The 19625-nt window shown below is 62.3% G+C and carries 22 protein-coding genes; 9 read left to right on the top strand and 13 right to left on the bottom strand.

The window, feature by feature from the left end; translation table 11 throughout:
* Window positions 1-156 precede the first annotated feature (156 nt).
* Genes P0M12_RS25385 through P0M12_RS25365 form a run of 5 tightly spaced genes read right to left on the bottom strand, consistent with a single transcriptional unit; the run spans window position 157 to window position 4065 of the window.
* Entirely contained in the window at window positions 157-609 is a 453-nt protein-coding gene (locus tag P0M12_RS25385) for a flavodoxin family protein (RefSeq protein WP_003942217.1), read from the bottom strand.
* 47 nt (window positions 610-656) lie between these two features.
* The gene (locus P0M12_RS25380) at window positions 657-1304 is read right to left on the bottom strand and encodes an isochorismatase family protein (protein WP_003942132.1); all 648 of its coding nucleotides are present in this window, start codon (window positions 1302-1304) and stop codon (window positions 657-659) included.
* 36 nt (window positions 1305-1340) lie between these two features.
* Window positions 1341-3005, bottom strand: coding sequence for a (2,3-dihydroxybenzoyl)adenylate synthase (locus tag P0M12_RS25375; RefSeq protein WP_042450693.1), 1665 nt, complete (start codon window positions 3003-3005; stop codon window positions 1341-1343).
* Between the two features lie 41 nt (window positions 3006-3046).
* Entirely contained in the window at window positions 3047-3847 is an 801-nt protein-coding gene (locus P0M12_RS25370) for a 2,3-dihydro-2,3-dihydroxybenzoate dehydrogenase (RefSeq protein WP_003942103.1), read from the bottom strand.
* Window positions 3835-4065, bottom strand: a complete 231-nt coding sequence (locus P0M12_RS25365; RefSeq protein WP_003942230.1) for a phosphopantetheine-binding protein — start codon at window positions 4063-4065, stop codon at window positions 3835-3837. Before P0M12_RS25365 ends, P0M12_RS25370 begins: the two co-directional genes overlap by 13 nt.
* A 199-nt stretch (window positions 4066-4264) precedes the next feature.
* Here P0M12_RS25365 and P0M12_RS25360 point away from each other — a divergent pair, with 199 nt between their 5' ends.
* Window positions 4265-5422: an isochorismate synthase gene (locus tag P0M12_RS25360; RefSeq protein ID WP_020969440.1), complete on the top strand. Its 1158-nt coding sequence runs from the start codon at window positions 4265-4267 to the stop codon at window positions 5420-5422.
* A 7-nt stretch (window positions 5423-5429) separates the two neighbouring features.
* Here P0M12_RS25360 and P0M12_RS25355 read toward each other — a convergent pair whose 3' ends face one another.
* Window positions 5430-5828 carry a DUF1801 domain-containing protein gene (locus tag P0M12_RS25355; protein ID WP_007735116.1) on the bottom strand — a complete coding sequence of 133 codons (399 nt, stop codon included), beginning with the start codon at window positions 5826-5828 and terminating at the stop codon, window positions 5430-5432.
* 200 nt (window positions 5829-6028) lie between these two features.
* On the opposite strand from P0M12_RS25355, the gene P0M12_RS25350 reads away from it, so the two are divergent.
* Both P0M12_RS25350 and P0M12_RS25345 read left to right on the top strand, forming a co-directional pair.
* Entirely contained in the window at window positions 6029-6976 is a 948-nt protein-coding gene (locus tag P0M12_RS25350) for a hypothetical protein (RefSeq protein ID WP_030535576.1), read from the top strand.
* Window positions 6977-7072: 96 nt separating this feature from the next.
* Complete coding sequence (locus tag P0M12_RS25345; protein WP_202427056.1) at window positions 7073-7681, top strand: DUF3105 domain-containing protein; 609 nt, start codon at window positions 7073-7075, stop codon at window positions 7679-7681.
* A 34-nt stretch (window positions 7682-7715) separates the two neighbouring features.
* On the opposite strand, the gene P0M12_RS25340 is transcribed toward P0M12_RS25345, so the two are convergent.
* Window positions 7716-8180 (bottom strand): hypothetical protein, encoded by a 465-nt coding sequence (locus P0M12_RS25340; RefSeq protein WP_030535577.1) that lies wholly within the window; start codon window positions 8178-8180, stop codon window positions 7716-7718.
* Window positions 8177-8941, bottom strand: a complete 765-nt coding sequence (gene dapB, locus P0M12_RS25335) for a 4-hydroxy-tetrahydrodipicolinate reductase (protein ID WP_003942179.1) — start codon at window positions 8939-8941, stop codon at window positions 8177-8179. Before dapB ends, P0M12_RS25340 begins: the two co-directional genes overlap by 4 nt.
* Window positions 8942-9043: 102 nt before the next feature.
* Between dapB and P0M12_RS25330 the strand changes: the two genes are divergently transcribed.
* On the top strand, window positions 9044-11083 hold the full coding sequence (locus P0M12_RS25330) for an ATP-binding cassette domain-containing protein (RefSeq protein ID WP_030535578.1): 2040 nt from the start codon (window positions 9044-9046) through the stop codon (window positions 11081-11083).
* Entirely contained in the window at window positions 11080-11814 is a 735-nt protein-coding gene (locus P0M12_RS25325) for an energy-coupling factor transporter transmembrane protein EcfT (protein WP_042450697.1), read from the top strand. The genes P0M12_RS25330 and P0M12_RS25325 overlap by 4 nt, the downstream gene beginning before the upstream one ends.
* On the opposite strand, the gene P0M12_RS25320 is transcribed toward P0M12_RS25325, so the two are convergent.
* Complete coding sequence (locus tag P0M12_RS25320) at window positions 11780-12436, bottom strand: TetR/AcrR family transcriptional regulator (protein ID WP_007735111.1); 657 nt, start codon at window positions 12434-12436, stop codon at window positions 11780-11782. The genes P0M12_RS25325 and P0M12_RS25320 overlap by 35 nt on opposite strands.
* 223 nt (window positions 12437-12659) lie before the next feature.
* On the opposite strand from P0M12_RS25320, the gene P0M12_RS25315 reads away from it, so the two are divergent.
* Window positions 12660-13607 carry a metal-dependent hydrolase gene (locus P0M12_RS25315; protein WP_030535581.1) on the top strand — a complete coding sequence of 316 codons (948 nt, stop codon included), beginning with the start codon at window positions 12660-12662 and terminating at the stop codon, window positions 13605-13607.
* A complete protein-coding gene (locus P0M12_RS25310) occupies window positions 13607-14767 on the top strand; it encodes a hypothetical protein (RefSeq protein WP_030535582.1) in 1161 nt (386 codons plus the stop codon). Before P0M12_RS25315 ends, P0M12_RS25310 begins: the two co-directional genes overlap by 1 nt.
* A 45-nt stretch (window positions 14768-14812) precedes the next feature.
* Here P0M12_RS25310 and P0M12_RS25305 read toward each other — a convergent pair whose 3' ends face one another.
* Complete coding sequence (locus P0M12_RS25305) at window positions 14813-15862, bottom strand: biotin/lipoate A/B protein ligase family protein (protein ID WP_277377027.1); 1050 nt, start codon at window positions 15860-15862, stop codon at window positions 14813-14815.
* 276 nt (window positions 15863-16138) lie between these two features.
* Between P0M12_RS25305 and P0M12_RS25300 the strand changes: the two genes are divergently transcribed.
* Window positions 16139-16294, top strand: a complete 156-nt coding sequence (locus P0M12_RS25300; protein WP_003942131.1) for a hypothetical protein — start codon at window positions 16139-16141, stop codon at window positions 16292-16294.
* 19 nt (window positions 16295-16313) lie between these two features.
* Here the strand turns inward: P0M12_RS25300 and P0M12_RS25295 are convergent, their stop codons facing one another.
* The 3 genes from P0M12_RS25295 to P0M12_RS25285 all read right to left on the bottom strand — a co-directional run bounded on the left by P0M12_RS25295 (window position 16314) and on the right by P0M12_RS25285 (window position 18941).
* Window positions 16314-17129 carry a MerR family transcriptional regulator gene (locus tag P0M12_RS25295; protein WP_051720812.1) on the bottom strand — a complete coding sequence of 272 codons (816 nt, stop codon included), beginning with the start codon at window positions 17127-17129 and terminating at the stop codon, window positions 16314-16316.
* Window positions 17130-17181: 52 nt separating this feature from the next.
* The gene (locus tag P0M12_RS25290; protein WP_030535584.1) at window positions 17182-17688 is read right to left on the bottom strand and encodes a glyoxalase/bleomycin resistance/dioxygenase family protein; all 507 of its coding nucleotides are present in this window, start codon (window positions 17686-17688) and stop codon (window positions 17182-17184) included.
* A 71-nt stretch (window positions 17689-17759) separates the two neighbouring features.
* The gene (locus P0M12_RS25285; protein WP_030535585.1) at window positions 17760-18941 is read right to left on the bottom strand and encodes a GDSL-type esterase/lipase family protein; all 1182 of its coding nucleotides are present in this window, start codon (window positions 18939-18941) and stop codon (window positions 17760-17762) included.
* Window positions 18942-19049: 108 nt separating this feature from the next.
* Here P0M12_RS25285 and P0M12_RS25280 point away from each other — a divergent pair, with 108 nt between their 5' ends.
* The gene (locus P0M12_RS25280) at window positions 19050-19625 is read left to right on the top strand and encodes a TetR/AcrR family transcriptional regulator (RefSeq protein WP_030535586.1); all 576 of its coding nucleotides are present in this window, start codon (window positions 19050-19052) and stop codon (window positions 19623-19625) included.

Below are 19625 nucleotides of genomic sequence, written 5' to 3'. Positions count from 1 at the left end.
TTTTGGGTAGCCTAAACTAAATGTCAATGAATCGGGGAATCCGCCTCGCCGGTGACCCGAGAACCGACGGCTCCCGACGCGTCAATCAGAGGACACGCGCTTCTACAACCGCTTGCGGGACAGTCTCTTTCGTGAATCGAAACGAGAAAGTGAAGGCTAGTCCATCAGCGTTGCCGCGACGGTTCCGCCCAGTTCATAACAACCATCGCGGACAGATTTGTCCACGCTCACAGTCACTTCGAGCGGATCCGCCACCGCGACCAATCCGAGCCCGGTGGCGAGTTTGCGCACCGAGGACACTGCACCGGCAGTGTCGTTGTTGCCGTGAACCCACAGGCCGTACGGTCGATCCGAAACCGCGCCGAGGCATTGGTAGTACGTGGTGTCGAAGAAGTATTTCAGCGCGCCCGACATGTAACCGAAATTGGCGGTGGTTCCGAAAAGATAGCCGTCAGCAGCGAGGACGTCGGGCACCGTCGCCGCCAACGCCGGCATCACCTTCACCTCGACGCCCTCGATCTCGGGATCGCGAGCCCCGGCCAGGACTGCATCCAACAATTCGTGGGTTGTCGGCGAGGGCGAGTGGTGAACCACCAACAGAGTCTTCACACATCTGACAATACGGCGACGGGTGGCGCACCCGTCGCCGTTCACGCCTACGCCGAAACGGTTTCCGCGCTCATCGCCTTGACCAGGTCGTCGGTTCGGGTGACCGAGGCGCAGCGCCCGGCCGCGTACTCGAGCGCACCGACATGCTCGTCCAGGGAGAAGTCGGCTACCGCGTCGCCCACGAAGAAGATCTGCACGTCTTGCATGAACCCGTCCAAAGCGGTAGTCAGGCAACCGATGTGGGCATAGATTCCGGTGATGATCAGCTGGTCACGCCCACTCTCGCGCAGCCGCTCACGCAGATCCGTCTTGATGAAGGCGCTGTAGCGCCATTTTGTGAGCATCACGTCGTCCGAATGCGGAGCCAACTCGGCGATCACGTCGGTGTGAGCGGGATCTGCCTTCAGACCCGGTCCCCAGAAATCCGACAGCAACGCACGCTCCTCGGGATCCTGATCACCGGGTTGCGCGGTGTAGACGATCGGGATTCCGGCAGCTCGCGCCGACGAACGAAGCCGGTCGATGTTCGGAACCACGGTTTGGAGCGGGTCGACGCTTCGGTCGTACGCGTTCACGAAATATTCCTGCATGTCGTGCAGAAGCAACACCGCTCGGGAAGGATCGAGAGTCCAGTCGACCCGATTTTGCGGAAACTCGGTGGGCATCTCGTATCGCACTGCTGTGGGTAGCGCCATGATGAATCTCCTCGAAAATGTGGGGGTGGGAACCGATCAACTCGACAGAGTCTGTGCGGCAATCGATTCGCTGAGAACACGGCGCAAGGCCGCCTTGCTGGTCTTTCCGACGCCGGTGACGGGGAACTCGGTCACGAACTCCACTCGATCCGGAACCTTGTACGCCGCAACGCCTCGGCCTCGTATGTATCGCTTGATCTCGCCGACGGTCGGGGCATCTCCGGAAATCACCAGAACAGCACAGGTTCGTTCGCCCAGGTACTCGTCGGGAACGGCGACGACGGCCGCATCGTGGACAGCCGGATGCGAGAGCAGGTGGTTCTCGATCTCCTCGGCCGCAACCTTCTCACCGCCGCGGTTGATCTGGTCTTTTGCGCGTCCCTCGACTATCAGATGTCCTGAATCGGTGACGCTGACCAGATCGCCGGTGCGATAGAAACCTTCGGCGTCGAAGACCTCGGCATTGTGCGCATCCGCCCGGTAATAGCCGCGGATCGTGTACGGACCCCGAGTCAGTAAGTGCCCCGTGGTTCCGGGCGCGACGAGCGCGCCTTCGTCGTCGACCACACGAACCTCGTCGTCGGGTGAAATGGGCCGGCCCTGAGTGCTGACGATCAATTCTTGCGTGTCGTCGAGGCGGGTGTAGTTGACCAGCCCCTCGGCCATCCCGAACACCTGCTGGAGGGTGCAGCCCAACTCCGTGGGTACGCGTGCAGCGGCTTCGGCGCTGAACTTCGCTCCGCCGACGCCGAGAACCCGCAAGCTCGACAGATCGTGATCTGCCTTACTGGGGGCGGCCATCCAGGCCAACGCGATCGGTGGAACCAAGGAAGCGTGCGTGACTCGCTCTGATTCGATCAGACCGAAAGCTGTGGAGGGCATGGTGTCCGGCGCCAGAACCACGGAGCCGCCCGCGTGGAGAACGCCCAGGATGCCCGGCGAACTCATCGGAAAATTATGCGCTGCAGGAAGAACCACCAACATGCGCGTCGAGTCGTCGACGCCACAGATCGGGTTGGACGCTCGCACCGAGTAGAGGTAGTCGGCGTGCGTTCGCGGAATCAGCTTCGGAACACCGGTCGTGCCACCGGAAAGCTGAAGAAAGGCGACCGACAACGGATCGACGTCGGCAAGAACGGGAACCTCGTATCCGCGCAGCGAATCGAAACCGACAAACTCTTCGGGGTCACCGGCCACGATCACAACAGGCGGAGTCTCGAGGCCTTCGTTCACCTCACGCGCCAGCGCGCGGTAGTCGAACCCGCCATGACGGTCGGCGACGATATAGGCAGCGACATCAGCGAACTGGCAGAAGTATCCGATTTCGGTTCGGCGATGCGCCGGCAACCCGAATACCGGCAGGGCGCCGAGTTTCAACACACCGAACAATGCTTCGACGTATTCCACGATGTTCGGCAGCTGCAGAAGCACCCGGTCACCGGCGCGAACACCCAAGCCGGACAGGCCTCCGGCCACGGCCGAGCTGCGACGATCGAGGTCGGAATACGTCAGCCGTGTCTGTGTGCCAAAGGCATCGCTGCCGACCACCGCTTCGTTGTCGGGATGCCGTGCGGCCGCGGCCGTGACGAATCCGGCCAGCGTCTCGTCAGTCCAATAGCCTCGTTCCCGATAATACGTCACCAAATCGGGTGGATACTGTGCGACGGGTGCCAAGGGCTCGCGAGCGATCCTCGAGGTCATGCAAGTGACTCCTGTTCGAAAGTACTGTCAGCAAATACGTCTCACGCTTTGAGCGTCGCTCCACCGTCGACGTACAGCGCCTGCATGGTGATGTGGGCCGCCCGGTCGGACAGCAGGAAGTGCACCGAGTCCGCGATATCGTCTGCGGTGGCCAGTTTTCCGAGCGGAATACCCAGGCGATAGCTCGCCAGATTGCCTTCGATGACCGCGTCGGCACCCGAATCGTCGGAAGGGTCCGACCACAGTGACCGCTGCATCGCTGTGTCGGTGGATCCCGGAGCGACCACGTTGACACGAATGCCGTCAGTAGCCAGCTCCAGTCCAGCGGTTCGAACCAACATGGTGGCAGCAGCTTTGGACGAACCGTAAGCACCCATCCCGATACGTGGGACACCGGCCGCGTTCGACGAGACGACCACGATCGCCCCGGCCCGACGGCGACGCATTTCCAGTCCCACGCTTTGCAGCACGTTCAGCAATCCGAAGACGTTGACGCCGAATATCTTCCGCCACTGGTCCGGATCGGAGTCCAGCACCGATCCGGTGTCGAGAATTCCGGCGACGTGCGCGAGCGCGTCGATCCGGCCGAACGTGTCCATCGTCGAGGCCACTGCAGCGTCGACTGCCTGCCGATCGGTCACGTCCACGACGTGACTCTCGATATCGGCGCCTTCGACGATTGTTTCTGCCAATTCCGCAGTTACCCGCTTCAATTCGACGTCGTCGCGATCGAGCAACGCCAGCGAATACCCGTCGCGCGCAAGCGTACGGGCCACTGCGGCGCCGATCCCCGCCGCAGCACCGGTGACCACGGCGATTCGGCGCTCGCTCACTGCGGGCACAGGACCTGAACCCAGGCATTGATCGTGGGCTCTTCTGCCAACTCCGCGAAGTCGGCATCCGCGCCCGCTCCCCGCCACCGTTCGACGAGCGTCATCAAGCGAACCGAGTCAAGGCCTTCGTCACCCAGGTCCGCGTCGTCGCCGAGTTGTTCTGCCCTCATCGACAGAACCTCGGCGACGTCGCGCACGATCTGGTCACGGTCCACGGTGTTGCTCATCGGTCTCCTCGAGTAGTGGTCGACGCGCTCAGATCGAGCCAACCCAACCTCGTGTCGACCCCGTCCGCACGCCTTGACTTTAGGCCAGCCTAACCATAACGGTACGGAAGTACACAACCCGGACGCTCGCAACACAAATTCACCCAAACTAAGGCTAGCCTCAACATAACAAGCAATCTGTCGAACTGGAAGGGTGTCCATGTCAGCACTCGCCGAAGTCTCCGAATTCCCGTTGCGCAACAACCGGACTGACGATGAAACGGACTCCGTTTTCCTGCTCTCACGTAGGCAAACGTCGATCCGCACTTCGGGAGTAGTCGAAGAATTCGACTCGGCCTTCGACGCTGCCGAAGCCCTCAAGACCGGGCGCATCGACTCGGTCGTCGGCGCCCTGCCGTTCTCCCCGGAGACGCCGTCCGCCCTCACCGCGCCACTGAGTTTCACACGAGTCCGCGGTGATCTATATCACTCGAACATCCCGTCATTACCCACTTCGCGGGTAGCCGGATTCGAACCCAGCCCGCAGATCCACACCGACAGGGTCCGCGGAGCCATCGAACGACTTCGAGCAGGCGAACTCGACAAAGTTGTCCTCGCACGCTCCCTGACCATCGAGGCCGAGTCCACGATCTTCCCCGCCGCTCTGGCCGAGAAACTGATTGCACTCGATCACGCGCACAACGGTTTCTGCGTCGACCTGTCCCCCGCCGGAGGAAAGTACCGCGGGCGTTCGCTGGTCGGTTCGACGCCCGAGGTTCTGATCGAAAGGCGAGGCGGCGTCGTCACCTGCCACCCGCTGGCGGGCTCGATTGCACGCCATCCGAATTCGGATCAGGACGAGGCGAATGCCGAGCAACTCCGCGCGTCGACCAAAGATCTGGCCGAACACGCGTTTGTCGTCGACTCCATCAGCGCGATACTCGGACCACTGTGCACGTCCTTCAATGCACCCAGCGCACCGGAAATCCTTCGGACACCGCAACTGTGGCATCTCGGGACCAAGATCGAAGGTGTCCTGATCGACCCGAGCCTGACCTCGCTCGAACTCGCAATGGCGCTGCATCCGACTCCCGCTGTCTGCGGCACACCGACGGTCGCCGCACGCGAGCACATCACCGCAACCGAAGCCGATCGTGGGTTCTATGCCGGTGCCGTGGGCTGGTGCGACCGGACTGGAGACGGCGAGTGGATGGTTGCTATTCGTTGCGCCGAGATCGCAGCAGACGGCCTCTCGGCGCGGGCCTACGCCGGCGGCGGCATCGTCGCTACTTCCGACCCGGAAATCGAATTGAGAGAGACCAGTACAAAATTCCGCACGCTACTCAGTGCGTTCGACCTCGCTGAACATCATCTCTGACAGGGCGTCACTTCTTCGAGGTGTTCAGGGCAATCGCGGCGTGAACGAGTGCCTTGAACGCCTTTTCGTCGACGGCTTGGCCCTCGTGGAAATCGATCGCCCGTCGCGTATTGCCCTCGAGGCTGGAGTTGAAGAGTCCTGAAGCGTCGTCGAGTGATGCGCCTTTGGCAAAGGTCACCTTCACTGCGCTCTTGTAAGTCTCACCGGTACAGATCATTCCGGCGTGGTACCACACGGGAACACCTCGCCACTTCCATTCCTCCACCACATCCGGATCCACTTCTTTGATCAGAGTTCGTATCCGGGCGAGCATCTCGCCCCGCCAGTCTCCGAGTTCCTCGATTCGCTTGTCGATCAACCGAGACGGGGAATCTGCGCCTTGCTTGTCGGACTCACTCTTCGCCATCGCTTCGTCACTTCCTGCTCGTCGCCGCCGATCTCCGGTGAGTCGAGTATCCCCTCCTGCACGCGGATTCACTCGGTGAATCACTGACGCATCACGGCGTCTCGGCAGATGCGATTTCTTGCAGTTTCGGTCAAAGTGAGACGGACGTCCAGTATTCTCTGGGTACTAAGTCCCGATTCTTCGGCCTGGAGGACTGCATCGTGATCTGGAATCGACCGCTCACCCACTCAGTCGCTTGGGCTGCCGGATCGGTTGTTCTCGCCGCCGCGATTGTCGGCGTTCACACTGTTCCTGCGGCGGCGCAACAGGCCCGCGTCTTCGACGTACTGTGCACACCCACCGATGCAGGCCTTTCCGAGCTGTCCGGACTCACCGTCACCGCGGCCGGGATGTACGCAATCGGCGACAGCGGCTCCGACGATCGGGTCGCCGAACTCGATTCGAACTGCCACGTGCAGCGCTGGATCAGCGTGGGCACCCCTCGTGTCGACGTCGAGGATCTGTCGTCGACTCCCGACGGCCATCTGTGGCTGGCAGACATCGGCGACAACAACGCGGTACGAACGTCGGTCGGGCTGATCGACCTCGATCCGGCTTCAGGTGCGGCGACCTCCTACCCCCTGGTCTATCCCGACGGCGGGCACGACGCCGAGACACTACTGATCCAGAGCGACGGGGTTCCCGTCATCGTCACCAAGGACTACCTGGGTGCAAGCGTGGTCTACACAACCGCTGAGCGACAGCAGGTTCAGGATCTGAGTACGGGCTCGCCGACCATGTTGGCCAAAGTAGGTCAGCTCAGATTTACTCCCACCCTCACACCCGGTGGGCCCGTCCCCCACGCCGGCACGATGGCTGTCACCGGCGGCGCCGTGAGCAAGGACGGCACGGTGGTAGCGCTCCGCACGTATACCGACGCTTACCTGTACGCAGCTCCCGACGGCGATGTCGTGAAAGCGTTGAACACCAACCCGATTCGCGTCCCCCTTCCCGACGAGCCACAAGGTGAGGCGATCGCGTTCGACGCTGCCGGTGATCTGATCAGTGGCTCCGAGGCATACCGAGGGCCATTACCACCAATCCGAATTCTTCGCGGCGCCAGCGACATCGCACTGTCGGGCGGAGCGAGCGGCTCTCTCGGGTCGTAGTCGATTCGCGTCCCCGGGAAAGCGGACAGGCGCCGCTATCATGGCCGAGTGAACAAACAACTTCGAGCGACAGTGGTGGTCTCGGCAGTTCTCGCACTGGCTTCGTGTGCGAATTCCCTCGAAGGATCACCGCGCCCGGATGCGTTTGTTCCGAGCATCGACAACCCGGATCCGTCCGAAGCCATCGACGGAGTTGTCACGGTCGACTACCCAGCAGCCCAACACGTACGCCCGAACGAACGCGTGGCGTACACATATTCACCGCCCTTCGGCGGCCGTCATGACTCGGTCTGGGCAAACTGCACCGGAGTTGTTTATCCACAAGCGATTCGGACCGAGAATGCGGTCCATTCTCTCGAGCACGGGGCCGTGTGGATCACGTACAACCCCGACCTCGTCTCGAGCGAGGATCAGGCTCGCTTGGCACAGCGAGTCGAGGGCATGAGCTACACGTTGATGTCGCCGTATCCGACCCTGGATTCGCCGATCTCGCTGCAGTCGTGGGGCCGTCAGCTCAAGCTCGACAACGCCGCGGACGCGCGCATCGATCAGTTCGTCTCGGCTCTGCGCGTCAACCCGAACACGTATCCCGAAGTGGGCGCGACCTGTTCGGTGCCGGTGACGAGCTTCGACCCGAACAACCCGCCGCCATTCGACCCCACCACTCCGGATCCGTCATCTCCCACAACCGTTCCGGAGCGGTAGCGTCTCAGCAGGCCCCGCTTCGCGGCGTAGACACCTACTTGCCTCGTGAACGGCGTTCCAGTTCGACTGCCCGTCGCATGGTTTCCCGAGCCCGGCTTCGGTCACCGGCATAGTCGTAGGCGCGAGCAAGTCGGAAGTTCTGCTTCCAGTTGTCCGGGTCTGCTTCCCAGTCGACCTTGATCTGGGCGAACAACTCGTCGGCAGCCGCTCGCTCGATCCGGCCCGAAGGCAATTTCGGAAGCGCAGACGCATCGACAGCGAGGCCCTCGTCGTGAATCTGCTGCGCGAGGCGCTGGTGCGTGAAGCCGGCACGGAGCGTGGCGATGACGAGCCACAGCCCCAGGAACGGCAGGATCAGCACGCCGACCCCGAGACCGATCGCGGCGCCGCCACCGTCCTGGATGAGCTGGATTCCGCGCTGGCCGAGCAGCACGAAGTACACCGCGAGCGCAATGCAAATCGCGACGATCAGTGCGACGGTGCGGGTGGTCTTGTTCATAGATCGAGAAAGGAATCGATACCGACCGTCAGACCCGGACGCGAGCCGATCTGGCGGACACCGAGCAGAACGCCCGGCGCGAACGAATTCCGGTCGATCGAGTCGTGGCGAATGGTCAGCGTCTCGCCCTGAGTTCCGAGAATCACTTCCTGATGCGCGACCAGTCCGGCCATCCGCACGGAGTGAACCCGGACGCCGTCGACGTCGGCTCCACGCGCACCCTCGAGCTCGGTCGTGGTGGCGTCAGGGCTACGTCCGACGCCTGCTTCCGCGCGAGCCTCGGCGATCATGGCGGCCGTTCGGTATGCGGTGCCCGAGGGAGCATCTGCCTTGTTGGGGTGATGGAGTTCGATGACCTCGACGGAATCGAAGAAGCGCGCCGCGGCAGCCGAGAAGCGCATCAACAGCACAGCACCGATGGCGAAGTTCGGGGCGATCAGAACACCCGTTGCCGGCTGGGCGTCGAGCCAGGACTGCACAGTCGCAAGCCTGGACTCGTCGAAACCGGTGGTGCCGATCACTGCGTGAATTCCGTTGGCCACGAGGAATTCCAGATTTCCCATGACGACGTCGGGGTGCGTGAAATCGACCACTACCTGAGTGCGGGTGTCGACAAACGTCTCGATGCGATCACCGGTGTCGACCTGAGCGACGAGTTCCAGATCGGGAGCAGCTTCCACTGCCTCGCAGATCGCTCGACCGACCTTGCCCTTGGCTCCCAGAACCCCGACCCTGATGGGTGCTGCACTCACGTCTTCCACGCTCCGTCCGATGCATTGTTTGAGGTGAAGCCTACGCAATCACCCCGATGCGCTCACCATCAGTCGGGCGGGAGTTATGTCACCACTGGCACACTGGACGTAGTGAGCAACCGTCCGCAAGTCCGCGAAACCGGCAACCTTCGACCACTCGAGTTGGCAACGGGTGCCGTCATGGCCGGATTCACGGTCGCGTTGTCCGTCATTGCCACGGTCATCCCCATGGCCAGCGCCCTCAACCTCGTGGCCGCCGTTCCGATGGGAATTGTTGCCCAGCGCTTCCGAGTCCGCGCCGTGACGACGGCCGGTATCTCGGCTACGGCAGTCGCCTTCGTCGCGGCGGGTTCGGGATCTGCGGCGGCGGTCGCATTGAGCGCTCTCCTCGGCGGAATCATCGGTACGGTCAAGCGGCGCGGTCTCGGCTTCGTCTCCGCATTGCTGTCGTCATTGGTCATCGGGCCCGCGCTGGCGTTGTTCTCCATAGTCCTGTTGCTTGTTCTCGCTCCGCTGCGCACCTTGTTGTTGACCTCGCTCGAGAACACCGCGTTGGGCGTGGCCGAGATCTTGAAGCGTGCCCCCACACTCGTCGGCGCAGCCGAATGGATCGAGAACAGCATCGGCTCGATCATCGACTACTGGTGGTTGTGGATCGGCGTGTCCATCATCTCCGGAATCGTCCTCAGTACCGTCGTCTCCTATTTCGTCCTCGGCGCCGTCCTCGACCGATTGGCTGCACTCCCTTCGGCCGACCCGCTCCAGACAGCACCCGACGACCGTCCGATCGATCCGTTGCCGGTCACTTTCGATCACGTGGGCTTCACCTATCCGGGTGCAACGACACCGGCCCTCGTCGACGTCAACTTCACCGTGCGACGAGGAGAGTTCGTCACCGTCGTCGGCCACAACGGCTCGGGCAAGTCCACACTCACCCGGTTGCTCGCCGGTCGCGCGCCGACTGTCGGGACGCTGACGAGACCCGGGTCCGCCGGTCTCGGCCGACACGGCGGAACCGCCGTCGTCCTCCAACGACCCGAAAGCCAGATCCTCGGAACCCGCGTCGCGGACGACGTCGTCTGGGGGCTTCCCCCCGAGTCGCATCCCGACGTCGATGCACTGCTGGCCGAGGTGGGACTCGCAGGCATGGGTATGCGTGAGACCTCCGGGCTGTCCGGTGGCGAGATGCAACGTCTGGCTGTTGCAGCCGCGCTGGCGCGGCGCCCCGCTCTGCTGATCGCGGACGAAGCCACCGCGATGGTCGATCAGGCCGGCCGGGAGGAATTGGTCTCGCTCCTTGCCGAACTTCCGCGACGCCACCCGATGGCCGTGGTACTGGTCACCCATCACCACGCCGACACCCGCAACGCAGATCGGGTGATTCAACTACAACGCGGACGGCAGATCGATCACCAACCAGGTTGGATGACGTCGACGTTCGGGGGTCCGCCGTCTGCGCCGTGGCCGGTCAGCACTCGAGCTGTCCTCCAACTCACCGATGTCACCCACACGTACAACGACCGGACTCCGTGGTCGCGGCGCGCACTGTCGGACGTCAATCTCACAATCGGCGACGGCGACGGGCTGCTGGTTCTGGGCGGCAACGGTTCCGGTAAATCGACTCTGGCCTGGATCATGGCGGGCTTGATCGCACCGAGCAAGGGAACCGCAGTCTTCGACGGCAAACCCGTCTCACGCCAACTCGGCACCGTCGGTCTCACGTTCCAGCATTCGCGACTGCAGCTGCAACGCCGAACCGTCGCCGAAGACATCGAGGCCGCCGGAGGTCCGGAGATCGGATCGGTGCAAGTCTCGTGGGCGCTCGACGCCGTCGGACTCGACCGTCACATCGCCGGCCGCAGCATCGACGAGTTGAGCGGCGGACAGATGCGACGCGTCGTCCTGGCCGGTCTCCTCGTGCGCCAACCGCGGGTACTCATCCTCGACGAACCGCTGGCCGGTCTGGATCCACCCGGTCGACACGAAATCCTGAACGTACTCAGGTGGATTCGTCGGAACGGAACCGCAGTAGTCGTCATCTCCCACGATGTCGACGGCATGGACGCCGTGTGCAGCAGAACAATTCGACTGTCGGAGGGTCGCATCCTCGACCCTGCCGCCAGCAGCGCCTTGGAAGGATCGACGACGTGACAACACTTCTGCGCGAAGTCCCGACTTCATCGCCGATCCACCGATTGTGGGCCGGAACGAAGATCGTTGCCGTCGTTCTCGTCAGCATCGTGGTCGTGACCGCTCCGTCCTGGCCGGCGATCGGCGTCGTACTCGGATTGTTGTTGCTGACCGCGGTGATCGGACGCATCCCCCCGACTGCAGTTCCGCGACCTCCGTGGTGGTTGTGGGCGCTGATCCTGCTCGGCGCGTTGATCAATCTTCCGATCGGCCTCGACGCAGTGTTCATCTACCTGCAAGCTGTGACGTTCGGTCTTGTATTGCTCTGCGTCTCACTGATGTTGGCATGGACCACGTCGATGAGCGATGTGGCGCCGGCACTGGCAACGCTCGGTAGACCGCTGCGATTCCTCAAGATCCCGGTCGACGAGTGGGCGATCGCGACGGCCCTCTGCATTCGTTCACTTCCGCTCTTGATCGACGAGATGCTCACTCTGGTGGCGGCGCGACGACTACGCCCGAAAGCTGTGGTGAACAGCGCTGCCGACAATTCGATAGTCGATCTGATCACCACGACCATGTCGGTGGCAATTCGGCGCTCTGCCGAGATGGGTGAAGCGATCTCCGCTCGCGGGGGCACCGGTTTGATCGCGGCGTACCCCAAGCGCCCTCAGCTCGCCGACCTGTTCGCGCTGATCGTCGTCATCGCCGCGTGCGTCAGCGCGGTTGTTTTGACTCTGGTTCTGCGCTGATCGGGTCACCGCTGACAGAATTTCCCTGGGCGATGATCGCAGAACCCATCCAGCGCCGTAGGTATCGCCGCAGTTCTTCGTCGCTCCGCTTCGGGTCGCCGGGCGCGAGGAAAAACGACTGCATCGTCCGCAGGACGTATTCGACCAGTTCCTGAAGTGATGCGTCGTCGTATCCGAAACGCACCCAGTCCACGTCGAAGCGGGTGATCATCGCCATTCCGAAGGCCTGCGCCTCCTGAGAGGTCAGACCTTCGGGATGAAGACTCGAATTCGTGCTGGTGAGCAGAATGCCGAGATGCGGCGTTCGGTGGACCTGGGTCAGGGTGTAGACGACACCCTCGGTCATCGCCTCGACGGGATCTTCGATGCCGCTCACGTGTGTGGTGAGTCGATCGAGATAGCCGTCGACCGACGCGATCGCCGCTGCCCGCATCAGAGCGTCAGCGCTGGGAAAGTATCGATACACGGTCTGCCGGATCACGCCCAGTGACTCGGCGACGTCGCCGATGCTGATTTCCGAACTTGTCCGTCCGATCAACTCGACCGCGGCCTCGACAATGCGACGAGACGCATCTTCGTCACTGTCCGGTGGATTGCCGCCCCACCCACGCCTTCGTGCCACTGCCCACTTCCTCGCTCGAACGAGGCTCGAACCATGTCTTTGCGCTCGAAGTCCAAGAGCCACAGGCTAACACAGGCAGGTTTTGCGTCTGCGCCCCTCGAATTCACTCCCCTCGCCGAAAGTGAACATACAACTGCACACCAATATGTATGATTACCGCCACACGTGGCTTCGAGTGCCAGAGCGGCCACCTGACCAGCCCCTCCGAAAGACGGTTCGACAAGTGACCAACCTTCAACCCCGAAAAATGGACTTCGGATTCGAGGATCAGGACGTTCCCTTCCTGTGGAACCCGGAGAACCCGGCCTGGTCGAGCATGTCCAACGCGGTCTCGTTCCTGGCCATCGGTTTCGAGAAGATGATCGTGAAGATGATCATGCAGACCAAGTCGCGGATCAGCGATCCTGAAGTGGCCGAGGAAGCCGTGGCGTTCATGCGTCAGGAAGGCCATCACTCGACCGCGCACCGCCAGCATGTGAAGGCTCTGATCAGGCGCTACCCCGGACTACAGAACACGCTCGACGCTGTGATCGGTGAATTCGATCTACTGACCGAGGCGACCTCGCTGAACTACCGGCTTGCATACACCGCAGATCTGGAGGCGACCTTCACTCCGGTGTTCAAGCTGATGCTCGACAACGAGGCGACCTTGTTCCGCCCGGGAGACGACCGCGTCGCGTCACTGTTCATCTGGCACTTCGTCGAGGAGGTCGAGCATCGCAGCTCGGCACTGATCATCTTCAATTCCGTTGTCGGAAGCGAGCTTTACCGGATGCGAATGGCGCCGTCGATCTTCGCACACGTCATGAAGGTGATTCGTATCGCCTGCGCAGGCTTCAACCAGCACGTTCCGCTCTCCGAGCGGCAAGTCGACTCACTGTCGATGTTCGCCACCCACCGCACCAAGCAGAAGATTCTGACGTCGTTCGCTCCGTATCTGACCAAGGGCACGATGCCTCGCGCCTTCGATCACCTTCAACTCGGAGAACAACTCGTCGCACTCGGCGGTGTCTTCCGCAGCCAGATGCCCAATCACAACCCGGACCACGAGAAACTCCCCGCACTCGCCGACCAGTGGTTCAAGCGTTACGACGACGGCTACGACTGCACACGCTGGTACACCGCCGAATCTCAGGCACAAGCCGAGTCGATCACGTCAGGGGCCAACTGATGGCAGAACACTGCTCCCCCACGTTCTCCCAGCTCGCAACAGAACTCGGTTTCTCCTGTCAGGAAGCAGGTGGACTCGTCGAGTTCCGTAACCCCGCGGCGCTGGAGAACTGGACCCTGCCCGTCCTCGAATGGACCATCATCGTCGGCTCGGTGCTCGCACTGGTCCTGGCGATCGTGCGGTTGCGCCGCAACGGCGACCCCACCAATCTGGTTCTCTGGTTCGGCGCCACCGCCTACCTGTTCATCATCGAGCCTCCGCTGTACTTCCCGGCGGCGTTCGGCATCGAAGAACAAGTGGACACGATGTTCGCGCACAACGTGTTCACCGTCGACTTCATGTGGGGTCGACTGCCGCTGTACATCGTTGCCATCTATCCACTGATGGCGACGTTGGCCTTCGAAATAGTCAGAATGCTCGGCGTTTTCCGCAAATACGGTCCACTACTGGGCGCTGTCTGCGTCGGCTTCGTCCACCATGCGTTCTACGAAATCTTCGACCACCTGGGGCCCCAGTTGCGGTGGTGGGAGTGGTCGACGTCGAACCCGATCAACCAACCCATGTTCGACGCGGTTCCACTTCCCAGCGTGGTCGTCTTCGCCGCGCTGTGGCCGATGTCGTTGGCATTCTGCGTCCAGTACTTCGTCGGACGGCACGTCGATGCCGGCAAGCACTTCTCCGGACTTCAATTGGTATGGCGCACCATCGTGATCGGCCTGCTGGCCTCGCTGGGTACGTTCATTCTTCCGCTCCCGGCGACGGTCTTCGGTATGGGAAGCGACACTGTCCGCGGGTTCCTCTACGCCGCTGAACTTGCAGTCCTCACAGTGGTCGCGATCGTGGTTCTCGTCCGCCAATGGACGCACCTGCGCTCGGCAGAATCGAACACTCCTGCACACACCAACAGGTTCGTGCAGATCTACAGCGTGGTGTACCTGGTTGTCATGGCCGTCCTGTGGGCGAGTGCGCTTCCCGACTTCTTCGACGCGGTCGACGGTTCCACCAGCGCTGGAGATCCCATCGGGAACCTCTGGTACACAGTGGCGTGCTTCGTCATCGCAATCCTGTGCGTGAGCGCAACTTTCACCATTCCGAAGCGGAACTCCGGGACGGCCGACGCCGAGCTCCTCGGGGCAAACTCAGCGACTCCGGCTACCTAGGCGACCGGGACGAGACCGCTCGGGTCTCGTCCCGGTTTCTCGGTTTCACGGGACGCGGTGAGTCCACTCTTCGGTTCTGAACTTCGTGTCCACCAGCTTGCGCGCCTGCTCCAACTCCGAGTCCGTGTAATCGCTGTCGTGGGTGTCGTATTGACCTCGGAAGTGCTGCGCAAACGACTCCAGGATTGCTGCACGCGTCATTCCGGTCTGCGAACGCAGCGGATCGACGCGCTTGGCCGCACTCTTGGTTCCCTTGTCCGACATCTTCTCTCGTCCGATTCGCAACACCTGCGTCATCTTCTCAGCGTCGATGTCGTAGGCCATGGTCACGTGATGGAGCACAGTGCCGGACGCGAATCGTTTCTGAGCGGCGCCGGCGATCTTGCCCTTGTCCGAGGCGATGTCGTTGAGCGGCACATACCGAGCGTTGATACCGACCTCGGCAAGCGCTCCCATGACCCACTGATCGAGAAACGCGTAGGACTGCTCGAAACTCAAACCCTCGACCAATGACGCCGGTACTGCCAACGAGTACGTGATGCAGTTGCCCGGTTCCATGAACATCGCGCCGCCACCGGAGATTCGGCGCACCACCCCGATGCCGTACCGCGCAGCCGCCTCGGAGTCGACCTCGTTACGCACGGACTGGAACGATCCGATCACGACCAAGGGCGAGTCCCAGTCCCAGAAACGCAATGTCGGCGGACGCTCACCCGATGCGACCTCACGCGCGATGACCTCGTCCAGCGCGACGTGCATCGCGGGATCGAGAACCACCGGCGGGATGAGGTCGAAGGTGTGATCCGCCCAGCTCGTGGCGTGGCCGAGTGCGCGCCGGATCGCGATGCCGACCGACTGCGGCGTGAAGCCGATCATCGAGACGGACTCGTCGAGCGCAGTGGAGATGGCATGCGCCAACTGTTCTGCATCCGAGTCGGAGGGCATTCCGCGCAACGCCGCGTTGATGTCGTCGAGCGCGCTGTCGGGCTCGAGGAAGAAGTCCCCCGAGACTGCGACTTCGGACAGCCGACCGTCCGCCACCTCGACGTCGACCGCGACCAGTTTTCCACCAGGAACCTTGTACTCTCCACGCATCCGTCCAGCCTATCCCTGCGGGATTCTCTGCGGTGAGCGCCGTCGAAGATCACACCGCGCGCGCAGTGCGCATCTGTTCGGAAGGCAGGGCGACCAAGTAACCACACCTGTAAGTCGCTGCGGGGCTGCACAATCGCGCGGACGGGACCGCACGTGTCGACCCCTGGCAATTTGGCCGAGCAACGGCCCTGCTTCTGCCGACAGGCGAGATGATCTCTGTGGTGGGAGGATTGCCGCAACGAGCCAACTCCCTGGCGAGCCACAACGGAGGTAGACATGAAGGTCCCGGCGTTCCACTCGACGGTTCCTTCGGATCTCGACGTCTATCACGACAACGAAAGCTGCATTTTGGCCGCGCGCATCGCAGTGTCCCATCGTGCGCCCGGAGTCGACGGCCGACCGTGGTGCACTGCGTGTGCGTCTTTGGACTGACGAGCGACCACCAGCTCACTCACACCCACGTCGCCGATTCGGGGACAACCCCGTTGGCCCGAGCATTCGCATCGATGACAGCGCGGAGCCACACTGTCAGACCGGTCTCGACCTGCTCGTAGAACGCGGTGAATCCCGGATCGGCCACGTACATCCGTCCCAGACACACCTGCATCGAATGTGTGCAGTCGAAGTAAACCCCGATCGACGCTCGGTGCCGTTCTGCCAGCAAATTCGCCTCGCCGCTTCCCGGTTCGACACCGGATCGGCAGGCCAGCGCCAGATCTTCGTTGAGCGTCTCGACGCAGTCGGCGATCTTCTGCCAATCCTCAGCGGTCCTACCCGCCGACCGTTCCGCGTGCTGCGCCCACTGCGCACTGTCACCCCAACGCTCGTGCGCCTCAGGTCCCCATGACGGCTGCCAGTGTCGGCCGAAGATCGAGACCTGCTCGTGTGCCGGCAACAGCACACCCGACTTCCTGGCATCGATGATGCGATCCAAGGACTCGCCCAGTTCCTCCAAGTCGGCTATCCGTTGCCGCAACTCGGCGCGCTGCCCACGCAGCGTCTCGTCCACGTGGGCTGCGGGCGCATCGAGCAATATCCCGATCTCGTCGAGCGACAAACCCACGTCACGGTAGACAAGCACCCGGCCGATGCGACCGAGGTCCGCGTCGGTGTACAGCCGGTAGCCCCCGTCACTGCGCCCGGACGGACGCACCAAACCGATTGCGTCCCAATGATGGAGGGTACGTACGGTTATGCCTAGTCGTGATGCGGCAGCACCGACAGTGAGAGCACTGTCTGCCTCGTCTCCGAAGAGTTGGTCCGTCACGTGATCCAGTCTGACAGAAGCGGTTCGGGAGGCCACAGCGTCAGACCTCGGTTCAGTCGTCGGGTCCGTCAATTCCCATGCCTCGCAGATGCTCGGCCTCGGCACTGTTCGGGTCGTACGGACGAGCGGCCGTCATGATCACGCGCGCGTTCTCCGGTGTCACAATCTCCAACTCCAGTGAATTCCACGGCTTCAGATGTGGACCGCTGGTGCATCCGGGCCGCAATTCCTCACACGCCTGTGCTATCTGGTCCATCTGACTCAGCACACACGCAAAGCTCACACTGACGGACGGTGGTGAATCTGCACATTCGCCGGGCACGAGCAGAACGTCTTGAAATGCCCAGCGTCGCAGGTGCGTCAGTCGATCCGGTACCGAAAAGAGGTCGAAGAAACCGAGCCCACGGATCCAGAAGTCGGCAGATTCGGCCAGATCCGATGTCGGAACCGACACGAACATGGGCATTCCGTAGAGACCTCGGAACTGTTCCGGAGGCACGGCGTCTGTAGCGGGGACAGGGACGGGGCTGATGTCGAATGCCGGGTAAGTATCGGTCATGAAGCCATCGTGAGCCCTCACGCTACGTCAGGGTCAAATCGTGTGAAATCCGATCGAACCAGATTGCGCGATCACACCGTGCGTGCGAATGCGCCGTCGTCTGCGAATACCCGTTGGGCAAAGCGTTCGCCGATGAGACGGTGCGTCGCAGCGTCCGGATGGAGCTGATCGGGAAGCGGCAACTCTTCGTTCTCGGCCGCACCATAGAGATCGCACCCGTCGACGTAATGCAGATTGGGATCATCCGCCGATCGCTGGGTTACGATGCGCGCCAACTCTTCCCGAATAGAGCGCAGCGTCAGCTTTCCGGCTGCGCGCTCGGCGGGATCGCCGGTAGCAACGAATCGCATTTCGCCTCTGGCAAGCGCGTCGAAATCGAATGCACCAGGTCCAGGCGTGTCTTCGTGAATCGGGCAATAGACAGGCGAGACGACCAGCAGTGGAGCCACTGGATGACCGTCGCGGACCGTGTCGAGGAAGCCGTGCATTGCCGACGTGAAGGCCCGCAGGCGCATCACGTCGGAGTTGACCAGATTGATGCCCATCTTGATGCTGATGAGGTCGGCAGGAGTGTCTCGCATAGCGCGGGCGACGTACTGGTCCAGCAGAGCGCTGCCGCTGAACCCGAGGTTGATCAGATCCACGCCGCCGAGAGAGGCTGCGAGAGCAGGCCAAGTGCGGGAGGGACTTTCAGCGCCGGAGCCTTGACTGATCGAGCTTCCGTGATGGAGCCACACATCACGCTTCGTGCCGACTGCGAGTTCGAGCGGGGCGTCGGTTCGCAATGCGACAAGTTCGGTGGTTTCGTTGTGCGGCAACCAGATCTCGACGGTCTTGGATCGCGCGGGCAAGTCCGCGAAGCGGATGGTGCTGACGGGTCCGGATTGTCTCTGAGCGGTACCGGTCGCCATGTCGATCGTCACCGTGTTGCCACCCTCAGCGATTGCGTGCCCGGTTGGTTCGCCGTCGACGATCAGGTCGTACACCCCTTGCGGCCTCGGCGGAGCACCGATGTAGATCATTTTCGTGGGCAGAGTGTCGAGTTCGATGGCCGTAGCGCTGGTTCGGAACACCAGCCGCACTCCGGACGGTTGTGATTGCGCCATTGCCATCTGCCCGTCAGCGAATTGCGTGCGAGCTCTGGCAGGCAGACGGTGTGTCAGCACACCGCGTTCGGTCCGCTCGAGCTCGAGGGCTCCGCGCACGATGTCCTCGGAAATTACGGTAGTAATCCAGCTGCTCTGGCTGTTCATCTCATTCACCTGTAGATAAGTTGCGAAGGTTTTAACTACAGCACACAGTAATTTGCCTATACTATTTAGGCAAGCGGTTTCACTTCTCGACGAACAGGACCAACGGACATGCCTCGCGCAGGACTGACACCCGAACGCCTCGCCGTGGCGGGCGCCGAATTGGCCGACGAGGTGGGCTTCGAGCAGGTGACCGTATCGGCGGTCGCCAGAGCGTTCGACGTCAAGGTCGCAAGCCTGTACTCGCACGTGAAAAGTTCGAACGACCTCAAAACCAGAATCGCGCTGCTTGCCTTGGAAGAGATGGCCGACCAGGCTGCCGACGCCGTGGCCGGTCGGTCCGGCCGCGACGCCTTGACCGCCTTCGCGAACGTGTACCGCAACTACGCGAGGTCACACCCTGGTCGGTACGCCGCGTCACAGATGCGCCTCACCCCGGAGGCCGCGGCCGCGAGCGCGGGTTTCAGACACTCGCAGATGATGCGATCGATTCTGCGCGGGTACAACCTCACCGATCTCGATCAGACCCACGCAGTTCGGTTGCTCGGCAGCGTTTTTCATGGGTACGCCAGCCTCGAGCTGGGTGGATCGTTCAGCCACAGTGCACCGGACAGCGCCGAAAGCTGGGCAAGAATCCTCGAGGCTCTCGATTCGATGCTGACCAATTGGCCAGCGTCGAGTCCATGA

It is taken from the genome of Rhodococcus sp. RCBS9 (assembly GCF_029457415.1).
GTDB lineage: Bacteria > Actinomycetota > Actinomycetes > Mycobacteriales > Mycobacteriaceae > Rhodococcus_F > Rhodococcus_F qingshengii.
The sequence above is the reverse complement of the archived record's forward strand: the minus strand, read 5'-3'. Positions and strand labels throughout refer to the sequence as shown.

Excerpts from the sequence above, each read along its gene's own strand:
- P0M12_RS25365 (WP_003942230.1), bottom strand. The coding sequence starts at position 4,065 with ATGAGCAACACCGTGGACCGTGACCAGATCGTGCGCGACGTCGCCGAG.
- P0M12_RS25310 (WP_030535582.1), top strand. The coding sequence starts at position 13,607 with ATGGCAGAACACTGCTCCCCCACGTTCTCCCAGCTCGCAACAGAACTC.
- P0M12_RS25375 (WP_042450693.1), bottom strand. The coding sequence starts at position 3,005 with ATGACCTCGAGGATCGCTCGCGAGCCCTTGGCACCCGTCGCACAGTAT.
- P0M12_RS25305 (WP_277377027.1), bottom strand. The coding sequence starts at position 15,862 with ATGCGTGGAGAGTACAAGGTTCCTGGTGGAAAACTGGTCGCGGTCGAC.
- P0M12_RS25300 (WP_003942131.1), top strand. The coding sequence starts at position 16,139 with ATGAAGGTCCCGGCGTTCCACTCGACGGTTCCTTCGGATCTCGACGTC.
- P0M12_RS25355 (WP_007735116.1), bottom strand. The coding sequence starts at position 5,828 with ATGGCGAAGAGTGAGTCCGACAAGCAAGGCGCAGATTCCCCGTCTCGG.
- P0M12_RS25360 (WP_020969440.1), top strand. The coding sequence starts at position 4,265 with ATGTCAGCACTCGCCGAAGTCTCCGAATTCCCGTTGCGCAACAACCGG.
- P0M12_RS25380 (WP_003942132.1), bottom strand. The coding sequence starts at position 1,304 with ATGGCGCTACCCACAGCAGTGCGATACGAGATGCCCACCGAGTTTCCG.
- P0M12_RS25340 (WP_030535577.1), bottom strand. The coding sequence starts at position 8,180 with ATGAACAAGACCACCCGCACCGTCGCACTGATCGTCGCGATTTGCATT.
- P0M12_RS25285 (WP_030535585.1), bottom strand. The coding sequence starts at position 18,941 with ATGAACAGCCAGAGCAGCTGGATTACTACCGTAATTTCCGAGGACATC.
- P0M12_RS25290 (WP_030535584.1), bottom strand. The coding sequence starts at position 17,688 with ATGACCGATACTTACCCGGCATTCGACATCAGCCCCGTCCCTGTCCCC.
- P0M12_RS25280 (WP_030535586.1), top strand. The coding sequence starts at position 19,050 with ATGCCTCGCGCAGGACTGACACCCGAACGCCTCGCCGTGGCGGGCGCC.